The sequence below is a fragment of the uncultured Campylobacter sp. genome (assembly GCF_938030785.1).
Classification (GTDB): domain Bacteria; phylum Campylobacterota; class Campylobacteria; order Campylobacterales; family Campylobacteraceae; genus Campylobacter_B.
The window spans coordinates 1-12,224 of record NZ_CALHIK010000010.1 but is presented as its reverse complement, the minus strand read 5'-3'; the positions used below and the strand labels follow the sequence as shown (position 1 = coordinate 12,224).

The following is a 12,224-nucleotide window of genomic DNA, read 5'->3' as shown; positions in this document are numbered from 1 at the left end:
ACACCTACGATCTGCGCCTGTCGCAGCGTATCGCGCTGCATAAAGAGCCCAACCCCTTCGATCGCAACGCGCGCGGACTGCTCGCGTATTTCGGCGAAGATAGTGAGCTGTGGAGCAATTACAAAAAAATTTTGCCCTTTGCGTAGACGATGAAATTTAAGGATACAAGTGTGTTAAAATCTATAAATTCCTTTACTTCGGCTATTTGTAATATCGTAAAATTTTGTTTCATCTCTTTGCTTTTGCTAGTCGCAGGAGTGGTCGTTTATCTAAATGTTACGGCAGGTTCGGCAGAGCCGGGCTTAGCGAAAAATTACGAGCAAAATCGAGCTCAAATTTTAGCTCTGCGCGATTTTGCGCGCGAGATAAGACCGAATAAAATTTACTTTAATGTGCTTTTTGACGGCGATAAGATTAAGTGATTTGTAGCTGAAGATTGGGATAAAAACCGCACCGCAAACTTTAGCTATTCAGACGAAAAAACAAGTATAGTAGAACCGTTAAAAATTCTGGGCTGGGATGCGCAAACTTTTGATGAGCTTAAAGACAAAATAAAAGGCGCAAATGCCGTAGGCGTGCATGTTGATGATAAATATGTTAGTATATATATCGCCAGGCGGGTTGGTTTGGCATGTATTTTTATGATATTTTCGATGATCCCATGGGCGAGGAAGTGAAAAAGGACTATGAGATCGGTTGCGACGATACATTTGCCGCAGACGGAGTAGTGATGATCTATGACGGAGGTTTTACGACAGGCTTTTTATGTATCGATAAAAACGGTCACAATATAAAACGCAGATAAATTTTGCAGCGGTTTCGCAGGAAATTTTAGCGGGAATTCTTGTAGGAATTTTTGCCGTTGTTGCGGATATTTTACGAGAATTTTTTGCTGTTATTTCGGATATTTTAGGGTTGTTGAAAATATTTCGCAGCACCTGTTTTGTCGAGCCTATCATTCAACCGCTCGTTTTGTTTGCGACAAGGACGTATTCTCGCCGTTTGCGCGTAGAAAAGCGGACACAAACAGGGCAGGACGCGTAAATTTACCCGATATTTACGACGCCAAAATTCAGAGCGTGCGGTTAGAATTTAGCGCGTTTGCGGCTTTTTTGCGGAGCGGCACGCGAGGTGCAGATGCGGAGAACACGACGTAACGCGCGCAAAAATGGAGCGGCGAGCGGCTCGGCATAGTTGCGGGAAGCAGAGCGTATGCCGCTCAAAGCGCGATAGAGAGCTGATAACGAAGTATGCGCCGCGAAATTTCACAGGACAAAATTCCGCAAACGGCAATTCGCAAAATTCTGCAAATTCTGCCGCCGCAAATTCGGCAGGTATTGGCTAAGTGCGCCCGCCCGACGCTAAATTTTAAAATTTAAACTAAGCGGCACGTATCGTAGCGCCGAAGCGCTCTTTTGCGCAGCGCAAATTTTGAAATTTCAGCGGTAAATTTAGCTCGTAGGTGCACTAAATGAAACGGCGGGGTCATACACCGCGCCGCATCGCTGTTTAAATTTAGCTTGCAGGCACGCTAAATCCTAGCTGCGACATAATTTGCTTTAAATTTTATAATGACGGCTCGCTTGAAATTTTAAACCACCAACCCCGTACTTTTCTACGAAAATTAACAGCCTCTGCTCGCGATTTGCATCAAGCCGTTTAGCAAAATTCGGTAGCGGCTTGTTTGCGATTTGCACCCCTCCCCATGCCGCAGCGACGAGACGTCGTATGATTTACGCTCAAAACTGATTCGCACTTATCAAAAGCCGCTAAAGCACCGACGACGCGCTGTGCCATTTGCGCCGAATTGCATTGCGCCATTCTTGTCGCATTACTTGTGCTATAAAATTTCAACGTAGGTTTGTTTTAAATTTCATTGCATTGCACAAAAAACCGTTGCGCGAGAAATTCTAGCGGCGACTAGCTTTAAATTTACGTTTCGTGCCGCTTCTCGGCTTGTCTATTCAATCTCTCGCCGCTCCTGTTCTACTGCGCCGCAAATTTTAAAATTTACCCGAATTTTAGGAGTTTACCAGCTTTAAAAGCGCCTTTGAAATTCTTGCGATCTCATCTTGCATGTGCCCGCCCGGATTTTGCTCAAACTCAGCTTTTGCGCCCGCACTGCAGCATTTTGCGATAAAATTTCGCGCCGTCTCGTCGCAGAGTGCTCCGCGCGGATTTTTCGGGTTCATCTCGGCCTCGCCCAAGGACGCGTAGACGTGCGCTAGCCCCCTTTGCGGCGAGTGCGCGGCGACAAAGGCGTCAAATCCGCCGAACCAAAACGATGCCGAGACGCAGGCGATCTTTTGAAATTTATCGCTCGCAAATGCCGCATACGCGCTAAAAAGCCCTGCCAGCGAGTATCCCGCGCAGGCTCGCCACGCAGGCTTTCTCGCGCCGAATACGTGCCGCTCGATACGCGGTATCAACTCGTTCGTAAATTTTTCCAAGTGCGCCGCGCCGCCGCCTGTGAAATCGCGCACCCCCTTAAACGGCGATTTTGCCGCCCACGGACTAAGCTTATCGCACTACTGCGCCTCGCTTAGATAGATCGCCGCAAGCACGAAATCCGCGCCGCTTCGTCGCGAGATGAGTTCGTAAATTTCGCCCACACTGGCCGCGCTAAACTCCAAGGCGTGCAGGTAGATGATCGGCGCGGACGCGGCTTCTTTTGCAAAGGAGGGCGCAGCCGCAAAAGACGGCGCGTGCGGGGCGAAAATTTCTACGCGCAAGCCGTTAAATTCCAAACTTTGCATCGCTAAACCTTTAAAAGTTATTAAAATTTAATAGAATTTTGTGTAAAATCATCAAATTTAACACTAGAGGAACTTAAAATTGGCTTTGATCGAGCTTATCGATGTTACGAAAAAATTCGGCTCCCACGTCGTTTTAGACGGCGTAAATTTCGCACTGGACGCCAATGAGCGCGTCGCCGTAATCGGCAAAAACGGCGGCGGCAAGTCCACGCTGATAAAGATCGTCGCGGGGCTGTGCGAGATCGACGAGGGGCGGATCATCACTCAAAACGGGCTAAATATCCAGATGCTCGCTCAAACGCCTAAATTTGACGAAAATCTCTCGGTCAAAGACGCGCTACGAAGGGAGCTAGCCGAAATTTACGCCGCCCTTAGCGAATACGACGCGATCTCGAGCAAGATCGCCGCACAGCCCGAAAACAAGGAGCTTTTGGCGCGCCAGGACGAGCTGATTAAATTTATCGAGGCCAAGGACGGCTGGCAGATCGACAATAAGATCGAGCAGGTGCTGCAAAATTTCGGGCTTAAAATTTACGAAAACCGCTCCGTCTGTACGCTTAGCGGCGGCGAAATTCGTCGCGTGGCGCTGGGCGCGCTGGTGCTTAAAAAGCCCGACGTGCTGCTGCTGGACGAGCCCACGAACCACCTCGACGTCTATATGGTGAAATTTCTAGAGGAGATGCTGCTTAGCTCGAAGCAGACGATCGTTTTTATTAGCCACGATCGCTACTTCATAGACCGCTTGGCGACGCGCAGTATCGAGATCGAAGAGGGTAAAATTTCAAATTTCGACGGCGGATACGAGAACTATCTAAGGCGCAAGCAAGAGATGCTTGCTTCGCTCGAAAAGTCCCACGAGACGCTGCTTAAACAGCTGCGCGCCGAGGAGGAGTGGCTGCACCGCGGCGTAAAAGCTCGCCTAAAGCGCAACGAAGGGCGCAAGGCACGTATCATGCAGATGAGGCAGGATGCGAAGAAAAACCCAGGCGCGATCCGTCGCGTGCGGCTCGAGCTGGAGCGCGCGAGCAGGAGCTTTAACGGCACGGGCGGCGATAATCGCAAAAAGATGCTTTTTGAATGCACGAATATCGGTAAAATTTTAAACGGCAAGGTGCTTTTTAAGGGCTTTTCGGCGCGGGTTTTGCAGGGCGAGCGTATCGGCATCGTAGGCGCTAACGGCGCGGGCAAAAGCACTCTGCTTAAAATTCTACTCGGTCGCAGTAAGATCGATGCGGGCGAGATCAAACGCGGCGAGATCAGGATCGGCTACTTCGATCAGACCCGCAGCGGTATCACGGACGATAAAAGCATAATCGAAATTTTCTGCCCCAACGGTGGCGATCACATCAACGTCCGCGGCAGCTACATGCACGTCTATGGGTATTTGAAAAATTTCTTGTTTCCGAAGGAGTTTTTGGATAAGCCCGTGGGCGTGCTTAGCGGCGGCGAAAAGAACCGCTTGGCGCTTGCCAAGCTCTTTACCGAGCAATACGATTGCCTGATTTTGGACGAGCCGACGAATGATCTTGATATCGCGACGATCAATATTTTGGAGGATTATCTGCTAAGCTTCGAAGGTGCGGTAATCATCGTAAGCCACGATCGCTATTTCATTGATAAGATCACGAATAAGCTTTGGGTTTTTGAAAAAAACGGCGTTATCGATCAAATTCAAATGCCCTATTCGCAGTATCTGGAGTTTGAAGACGAGATGACGGAGATTGACCAGATTGAGGCCGACGCTGGCGCGAGCGCGAGCGCGGATGAAGGCGGCCGCGAAAATAAAAAGGAAAAAACGAGCGCTGCAAAACTTAGCTACAAACAGAATAAAATTTTAGAGGAGTATCCCGCTAAAATCGAGGCTATCGAGGCGCGTATAAAGGAGCTAAATCACGCGCTTTCGACCCCTGAAATTTATCAAAAGCTCGGGATGCAGGGGCTTTTTGAAGAGCTTGAAGAAAAAAGAGGAACGTTAAACAGTATGGAAAATGAATATTACGAAGTGCTTTCGCTCGCCGAGAGCCTAAAGTAGGCGCGATGGTTTGGTTTTTGATCTTTTTATACGCGCTTTACACGATTTATAAAATTTCGCTCGATCTGCTTGAGTTGAGCTTCATCCGCGCCAAGCTAAAGGAGCCTGCGGTGGTGCTTAGCGAGGAGGATTATCGCAAGGCGGGCGAGGTCGGCGCGGTAAATTTAAAATTTAATATATTTTCGCACTGCTTTTCGTTTGCGGTAGCGCTTATTTGGATACTCGCGGGCGCGGGCGCGTTACAGCGCGCGATATATGATCTAGCGGGCGATGGAATTTTGGCGGGGAGCTGCTTTGTAACGGCGTTTTTAATCATCGGCGGCGCGGCGGCGTTTCCGCTTGAGATTTACAAAACCTTCGTCAAAGACAGACGCCTAGGCTTTTCCACGATAACGCCCGCCGTTTTCGTAAAAGACGCGCTAAAATCGCTTGCGCTCACGCTGGTTTTTGGCTTTGCGGTAGCCTCTGCGCTCGTTTTTTGCGTAAACAGCCTGGGCGCGCACTGGTGGGTCTGGGGCTTTTTGCTAAGCTTCGGCGTGATTTTACTGATAAATTTAATATATCCGACCGTTATCGCGCCGCTGTTTAATAAAATGCAGCCGCTAGAGCACGGCGAACTCAAAGAGCGCATAGAGGGGCTTTTGCAGCGCTGCGGCTTTAAAAGTAGCGGCGTTTTTACGATCGACGCAAGCAAGCGCGACAAGCGCCTAAACGCCTATTTCGGCGGCTTCGGCGCAACGAAAAAGGTCGTGCTCTTCGACACGCTCATCGAAAAGCTGAGCGAGGATGAAATTTTGGCCGTTTTAGGGCACGAGCTCGGGCATTTCAAACACGGCGATGTTTTGAAAAATTTAGTGCTTAGCTTCGTGCTTTTGGGCGCGACGTTCGCGGTATTCGGAAACCTCCCCGCAGGCGTGTTCGGCGCGCTAGGACTTAACGCGGACGGCGGCGCGACGCTGGTTTTTATGATTTTGTTTGCGCCGATTTTGCATGCGTTTTTTGAGCCCGTAATCTCCAAGCTTAGCCGCATGCACGAATTTAGCGCAGACCGGCATGGCGCGAGCATGCAGGATAAAGAGAGCATGATCGGCGCGCTAAAGAAGCTGGGCAGCGAAAACAAGGCGTTTCCGCTCGCTCATAAAATTTACGCCGCGGTGTATCATTCGCACCCGAGCCTGTATGAGCGCATAAGAGAGCTTGATGAGGATCGCTGAGGCGCTAAGATGGGGCTTGCAGCAGTGCGGCTCAAAATATGTCGCGCGCGAAATTTTAAAGCTTTGCGAGCGACTTAGCGATGAGCAGCTCGTGCTAAAATGCTCGGAAGAGCTCGCGCATGAAGCGGAATTTCGCGCCAAGATCGTTGAATTTAAAGACGGCCGCCCGCTTGAATACATCACGCAAAGCTGCGAGTTTATGGGCTTTAAATTTTACGTCGACGAGCGGGTGCTGATACCGCGCTGCGAGACCGAAATTTTAGTAAAAAAGGCGCTTACTTTGGCGCAGAGCTTGGGCGAGCCGCGCATTTGCGAGATCGGCACGGGCAGCGGTATAATCGCTATCTGCTTAAAAAAGCTACTTCCCGCTTGCCGCATCACGGCTAGCGACATCAGCGCGGATGCGCTTGAGGTGGCGCGCGTAAATGCCGCAAATTTGGGCGCAGACGTCGAGTTCGTGCACTGCGCCTACGCAGATGAGATCGCGGGCGAGTTTGATCTCATCGTCTCAAATCCGCCCTACATCGCAAACTCCTACGCATTGGATGCGCGCGTGCTGCAGGAGCCGAAACAGGCGCTGTTTGGCGGCGAGCGGGGGGATGAAATTTTAAAACGCATCGTGCTGATCGCCGCACGGCGCGCAAAATTTCTAGCCTGCGAGATGGGCTACGATCAAAAGCAGAGCTTGTCGGCGTTTTTACGCGAGCAGGGCTTTAGGGCGGAATTTTACAAAGATTTGGCGCAGTTTGATCGCGGATTCGTCGCGCGAAATTTAAACAGATCGTAGGCGCGCCGTGCAAAGCTCGCAACTACGCAGGCTGCTTTATTACAAAGCATTCGGCTACCGCTACGTAAGTGCTGAAATTTTAAGCGGCGGCGCGCGATTCTTTAAGGCGCTGGATGCGCTAAAATCCGCTACCGCCGAGTGCAACCTCTGCGAGCTTGCCAAAACGCGCACGAGCTCTAGCGAGCAAAATTTTAAAAATTTCAAAACTATCAAAAATTTTAAAACTCCCGCGAATATAAAACTTATGATCGTGGCTCTTGCGCCGGGCGCCGACTGGGGTTTTGGCGGCGGTTTGGAGGCTGAGATTGAAGCGGCGCTGGATCAAATTTGCGCGCCGGAAGAAATTTATTTTAGCTTTTTGATAAGGTGCGCAGTGCCGCAAAATAGGCGTATAAGCTTGGAAATAATTTTAAAATGCGCGCCCTATCTAACCGATGAGATCAAAATTTTAAAGCCCAAAGTCGTGCTCTGCCTGGGCGAAATTTGCTGTAAAATCGTGCTACGAAACGGCGATCTAGCGGGCATGGACGCGCTGCACGGCTCGGTCTTTAACGAGGGTGGCATCAGCTTCGTGCCGAGCTTCGATCCCGCATTCATCGCGCAAAATCCGAGCAAGGCGGAGCTTTTCAAAGAGGATCTGCAAAAGATAAAAGAGCTGCTGTGAGGCGCATTTTGGCGCTTTCTTTGCGCGCCGTTTTGATTTTGCGCGTAGCTTTTTGCACGCGCATCGTGATTTTTGTTACGGCGGGCGAGCGGACGGGGCGAATTTGACCTGCTTAAATTTCACGGACTAGCGGGATTTTAGCGAGGCAAAACACAGACTCGATCTGCGGCGAGTTTAAATTTAAAAGCGAGAAAATTTCATAAAGCGGCGGAGTAGGGCAAAATTTAACGCCATTGCAAAATTTCGATATTTCAAATTTTGTTTTCTATCTCGGGCGCGTGAAGGGTTTATGTCGCGGCGTAGCGTTAAATTTAAACCTCAATGCCGAGCAAAATTCTATGTCGTAAAATTTTTATTTAGCCCGCAAATTTTATTACCGCCCAAGAGCTCTGCGTATTTCATGGCTTTTGCGCTAAAAGCCGGTCTGCGCTATGTTTGCGCCGCACACGACTAGGAAATTTGAACCCGCGAAATAAATTTATCTCAAAGATTTGAAAAATTCTAAAATTTCGGCGCTAAATTTGATCGGCTTGCCGTCTTTTACGAAGGCGATCTTTACGTCCTGTGCGTATAAAAACTCGCTAAAATCCGCGTTTTTAATATCTTTGATCTTGTAAATTTCTTGCCGCAAAAGGGCGCTGGCGTTTTTGAGCGCGGCTAGACTCGTACGAATTTCAAGCGTATCGCCGAGGTGCGCGGGGCGGAGAAATTTAGCGCAAAGCTCGCTAACTACGAAGTGTGCGTCTGTGCGCGCGAAGTCTACCCCGACCTGCATAAGCGCTTCGCTGCGCGCCCGCTCGCAAAATTTTATGTAGTTGGCGTGATACACGATGCCCTGCGCGTCGGTGTCTTCGTAGTAAATTTTAATCTGCATCGGCTGCGCTTTGCTCCGGTGCTGCCTTTTTCGCGGCTAAGGTGGGAAGGATTTTTGCGAAAAACAGCACCGTTTGAAACACGATGATGAGTTTCATGCACCACTCGCTAGCCGCGTGGATTTGGGCAAATTCCGGCGTCGTCGTCGCTTCTGCACCGATCTTTTGGGCATTTATGACGTAGTCAGTAAAGTAAAGCACGAAAAGTAGGGCAAGTATGATATTTATGAGCGTCAGCATCAAGGTCGAAAGGCGCAAGCGAAAGGATTGGGATTTGTTGTTGTTGAAATTTATCATCTCAAAAACGAGGCAGATGATCGAGACTGCGATGAGGATGCCGCCGTATTTTACGAAGATCTCGCTCATTAGCTTGCCGCTTTGAAAGTGCGATAGCACGCCCTCTCCGATAATCTGCTGCGGGAAAAATACCACGGGCGCGACGAGTGCGCCGAGCGAGAGCTCAATGCCGATAAGGGCTGCGATGATGAAGATATAGATAGAAAAAATTGCGCGCATAAAAGTCCTTTTAAATTTTAAATCGGACATGATTATAGCGAAATCTTATAATCGTGCGCTTAAGTGTTTTGCAAGCGGGTTTTATGCGCGAATGGGGTGGCGGTCAGCGGTCGTAAATATGATGAAATTTTGAATTTTTGGATGCGGTCGCCTGTGAAATTTATAAAATTTTTATTGGAGGGCGGAGATGAATTTATATCAGGCATGCTAAGCATAAAATTTCATTTATGAAATTTAAAATTTTCCAAATCGTTTTTTAAAATTTCTAATGCCTATTCAGCCCCCTTTAAGCATCGCTCTTGTATAATCACAATTCTGTTTCGCACCGAGCCGAACCTGCTTCCTTAAGTCTTAAGTCCTAGTAGTTTTAGCCTTTTAGCGAACGCGTTTTTTAAAATTTCAACTGTTAAAAACAAATATCTTTAGTCAATCTTTGAAATCTAAACAAGTGATCGATTGAGCCTATGGATTTAGATCCGTTAAAGGATTTAAGTTCATAAAAACAATGTTACAAAACATAAAGTTTTTAGATTAAAAACTTCATATCGACTCTCTAAAGCTTGATTCAATTATTTGGATCTAAACCGACTAAACGTTGGTTTTTAAATTTAACTATGCGGATAATAGGTTTTATCTGCATAATATACGCCGCTTCCGATAGAAGCGGTGTGCTTTAGAGGTTTCCAAAGGGCGTAGCTCTTTGGTCGCAAAGACTAGCTTCGCTAGTCTGCGAAATCAAATAAATATGGAGAGTTTGATCCTGGCTCAGAGTGAACGCTGGCGGCGTGCCTAATACATGCAAGTCGAACGGAATTTAAAAGAGCTTACTCTTTTAAATTTAGTGGCGCACGGGTGAGTAATATATAGCTAATCTGCCCCTTGCTGGAGGACAACAGTTAGAAATGACTGCTAATACTCCATACTCCTTTTTACCATAAGATAAATCGGGAAAGAATTTCGGCAAGGGATGAGACTATATCGTATCAGCTAGTCGGTGGGGTAACGGCCTACCGAGGCTATGACGCGTAACTGGTCTGAGAGGATGATCAGTCACATTGGAACTGAGACACGGTCCAAACTCCTACGGGAGGCAGCAGTAGGGAATATTGCGCAATGGGGGAAACCCTGACGCAGCAACGCCGCGTGGAGGATGACACTTTTCGGAGCGTAAACTCCTTTTGTTAGGGAAGAATAATGACGGTACCTAACGAATAAGCACCGGCTAACTCCGTGCCAGCAGCCGCGGTAATACGGAGGGTGCAAGCGTTACTCGGAATCACTGGGCGTAAAGGACGCGTAGGCGGATTATCAAGTCTCTTGTGAAATCTAACGGCTTAACCGTTAAACTGCTTGGGAAACTGATAATCTAGAGTAAGGGAGAGGCAGATGGAATTCTTGGTGTAGGGGTAAAATCCGTAGATATCAAGAAGAATACCTATTGCGAAGGCGATCTGCTGGAACTTAACTGACGCTAATGCGTGAAAGCGTGGGGAGCAAACAGGATTAGATACCCTGGTAGTCCACGCCCTAAACGATGTATACCGGTTGTTGCTGTGCTAGTCACGGCAGTAATCCACCTAACGGATTAAGTATACCGCCTGGGGAGTACGGTCGCAAGATTAAAACTCAAAGGAATAGACGGGGACCCGCACAAGCGGTGGAGCATGTGGTTTAATTCGAAGATACGCGAAGAACCTTACCCGGACTTGATATCTAACAAATCATCCAGAGATGGAAGAGTGTCTGCTTGCAGAAATGTTAAGACAGGTGCTGCACGGCTGTCGTCAGCTCGTGTCGTGAGATGTTGGGTTAAGTCCCGCAACGAGCGCAACCCACGTCATTAGTTGCTAACGGTTCGGCCGAGCACTCTAATGAGACTGCCTTCGTAAGGAGGAGGAAGGTGTGGACGACGTCAAGTCATCATGGCCCTTATGTCCGGGGCGACACACGTGCTACAATGGCATATACAATAAGACGCAATATCGCGAGATGGAGCAAATCTAAAAAATATGTCCCAGTTCGGATTGGAGTCTGCAACTCGACTCCATGAAGCCGGAATCGCTAGTAATCGTAGATCAGCCATGCTACGGTGAATACGTTCCCGGGTCTTGTACTCACCGCCCGTCACACCATGGGAGTTGATTTCACTCGAAGCGGGAATGCGAAATTCGCTACCCTCCACAGTGGAATCAGCGACTGGGGTGAAGTCGTAACAAGGTAACCGTAGGAGAACCTGCGGTTGGATCACCTCCTTTCTAGAGTACAAATAGATATCCTCTCACAAGGTATCTATCATAAAGTCTTAGCGCTAACGTATGATTAGCTCTAAGCATGCTCAATCGAGCTTGTTTAGGTTTGAGAGATTGACGGACAAGATTAAATTTTAGTCTTGTACTTTATAAGCTATTTTCCTTAATATATTAAAGTAAGAATTAATTGCTTAATACAATCTATTTTATATTTTTAAAATAGATTTGTTTAGATTTTTTTCTTAGACGAGGAAGTTTTAAGAAAATCAAGCAGCGTATTAGATATACGCAACGCCGATTTTTGCAAAAACTGACAAAGTATAAGGAAAAAAGATAAGCGAAGATGGGGAATTAGCTCAGCTGGGAGAGCGCCTGCTTTGCACGCAGGAGGTCAGCGGTTCGATCCCGCTATTCTCCACCATAAGATATTTGCAACGTAGATCTAAATAGAGAATTTTAACTCGGTTTTACTCAAACAGAGCGGTTTGTTAAATTTAATAAATTTGATCAAGCTACCATAACTTAAAATTTTCTATTTAGGTTTACCCTAAATGTTCTTTAAAGTACCATTGTTAAAGTCACAATCAAGTTTTAATAAAACAATTTTACAGGACTTGTTAAAGCTTTGATTATTCGAAGTGATGCCAAGCCTTTAGCCTTATTATGTTATCCAAAGCTAAAAGCTAAGATCAATACACGCTTATAGAGCCTAACTTACTTTATGAGTTTGATCTCTTTCCGTCTTAATTCGAGTTAATCAAATACTATAGAATAAATTTAACGCTTCGGTTTTAAAGATAGGGCATATATTTAAAAGCTCTTATCCTAAACCAACTAGCTTAGTTAGATCGATTTTATCTTTAACAAGGAAGTAATGCGAATTAGAATATATAAATAGTCTAAGTATTTTTTACGGACCTAATCCTAAATGAGTTTCTTTTAATATGAATTTTACGGCAACGCCGAAAGCGTTGCTGTGCTTTAGGTGGGTTGAGGGAGCGAAGCTCCCCATCGCAAAGAGCGGCTTTGCCGGTCTGCGAAGTAAAAAATATATAAAAGGTAAGCTACTAAGAGCGAACGGTGGATGCCTTGGCTAGTAGAGGCGATGAAAGACGTGCCAGACTGCGATAAGTC

Annotated in this window: 10 protein-coding genes, 1 tRNA gene and 1 rRNA gene; 8 read left to right on the top strand and 4 right to left on the bottom strand. The window is 47.3% G+C overall.

The window, feature by feature from the left end; genetic code table 11:
* Positions 1-170: 170 nt before the first annotated feature.
* Entirely contained in the window at positions 171-422 is a 252-nt protein-coding gene (locus Q0438_RS00705) for a hypothetical protein (protein ID WP_298021241.1), read from the top strand.
* Positions 423-631: 209 nt separating this feature from the next.
* Positions 632-805, top strand: coding sequence for a hypothetical protein (locus tag Q0438_RS00700; protein ID WP_298021238.1), 174 nt, complete (start codon positions 632-634; stop codon positions 803-805).
* A 1,216-nt stretch (positions 806-2,021) separates the two neighbouring features.
* On the opposite strand, the gene Q0438_RS00695 is transcribed toward Q0438_RS00700, so the two are convergent.
* Complete coding sequence (locus tag Q0438_RS00695) at positions 2,022-2,483, bottom strand: alpha/beta hydrolase-fold protein (protein WP_299186184.1); 462 nt, start codon at positions 2,481-2,483, stop codon at positions 2,022-2,024.
* A gap of 45 nt (positions 2,484-2,528) precedes the next feature.
* Positions 2,529-2,756, bottom strand: a complete 228-nt coding sequence (locus tag Q0438_RS00690) for a hypothetical protein (RefSeq protein ID WP_299186182.1) — start codon at positions 2,754-2,756, stop codon at positions 2,529-2,531.
* A gap of 79 nt (positions 2,757-2,835) precedes the next feature.
* On the opposite strand from Q0438_RS00690, the gene abc-f reads away from it, so the two are divergent.
* The 4 genes from abc-f to Q0438_RS00670 are packed head-to-tail and all read left to right on the top strand — an operon-like array spanning position 2,836 to position 7,453.
* Positions 2,836-4,788 carry a ribosomal protection-like ABC-F family protein gene (gene abc-f / locus Q0438_RS00685; RefSeq protein WP_299186180.1) on the top strand — a complete coding sequence of 651 codons (1,953 nt, stop codon included), beginning with the start codon at positions 2,836-2,838 and terminating at the stop codon, positions 4,786-4,788.
* 5 nt (positions 4,789-4,793) lie between these two features.
* Positions 4,794-6,002 carry a M48 family metallopeptidase gene (locus Q0438_RS00680; protein ID WP_299186176.1) on the top strand — a complete coding sequence of 403 codons (1,209 nt, stop codon included), beginning with the start codon at positions 4,794-4,796 and terminating at the stop codon, positions 6,000-6,002.
* Entirely contained in the window at positions 5,989-6,789 is an 801-nt protein-coding gene (prmC, locus tag Q0438_RS00675) for a peptide chain release factor N(5)-glutamine methyltransferase (RefSeq protein WP_299186172.1), read from the top strand. Before Q0438_RS00680 ends, prmC begins: the two co-directional genes overlap by 14 nt.
* A 7-nt stretch (positions 6,790-6,796) precedes the next feature.
* A complete protein-coding gene (locus Q0438_RS00670) occupies positions 6,797-7,453 on the top strand; it encodes a uracil-DNA glycosylase family protein (protein WP_299186168.1) in 657 nt (218 codons plus the stop codon).
* Positions 7,454-7,931: 478 nt separating this feature from the next.
* Here Q0438_RS00670 and Q0438_RS00665 read toward each other — a convergent pair whose 3' ends face one another.
* Together Q0438_RS00665 and Q0438_RS00660 are read right to left on the bottom strand one after the other, a co-directional pair.
* Positions 7,932-8,327 (bottom strand): YbgC/FadM family acyl-CoA thioesterase, encoded by a 396-nt coding sequence (locus Q0438_RS00665; protein WP_299186166.1) that lies wholly within the window; start codon positions 8,325-8,327, stop codon positions 7,932-7,934.
* Positions 8,317-8,841: a DUF4149 domain-containing protein gene (locus Q0438_RS00660; protein ID WP_299186163.1), complete on the bottom strand. Its 525-nt coding sequence runs from the start codon at positions 8,839-8,841 to the stop codon at positions 8,317-8,319. Before Q0438_RS00660 ends, Q0438_RS00665 begins: the two co-directional genes overlap by 11 nt.
* Before the next feature lie 742 nt (positions 8,842-9,583).
* On the opposite strand from Q0438_RS00660, the gene Q0438_RS00655 reads away from it, so the two are divergent.
* Positions 9,584-11,096 (top strand): 16S ribosomal RNA (locus Q0438_RS00655).
* A 339-nt stretch (positions 11,097-11,435) separates the two neighbouring features.
* Positions 11,436-11,511: transfer RNA gene (locus Q0438_RS00650), tRNA-Ala, on the top strand.
* Positions 11,512-12,224: the final 713 nt, after the last annotated feature.